1 protein-coding gene is annotated in these 275 nt (G+C 37.5%); it reads right to left on the minus strand.

Annotation, left to right across the window (positions count from 1 at the left end):
- Positions 1–275, minus strand: a 275-nt coding sequence (locus tag ACYYG1_RS17425; protein ID WP_461211604.1) for an alpha/beta hydrolase fold domain-containing protein, incomplete at both ends; no start/stop codon positions are given.

Below are 275 nucleotides of genomic sequence, written 5' to 3' on the forward strand. Positions count from 1 at the left end.
GCATGCTTGAACAGATGAAGAATATTCACTGTATTCGTTTGAAATAGATTTATCTTCTTCATTCATAGCAGCCATCACGGCAATATGACTACCTGCCGATCTACCCATTATGCCAATATGATTTACATCAATTTGGTAATCATCAGCATGTTTACGGACCCACCTAATAGCAGTTTTTATATCAATAATCTGTGCTGGCCACTTAGCCTGTGCACTTGATCTATATTGAACTGAAACGACTACATAACCATGTCTGGCAAAATAATAAGTCCTTC

The organism is Desulfocurvus sp. DL1XJH-121 (genome assembly GCF_054819825.1).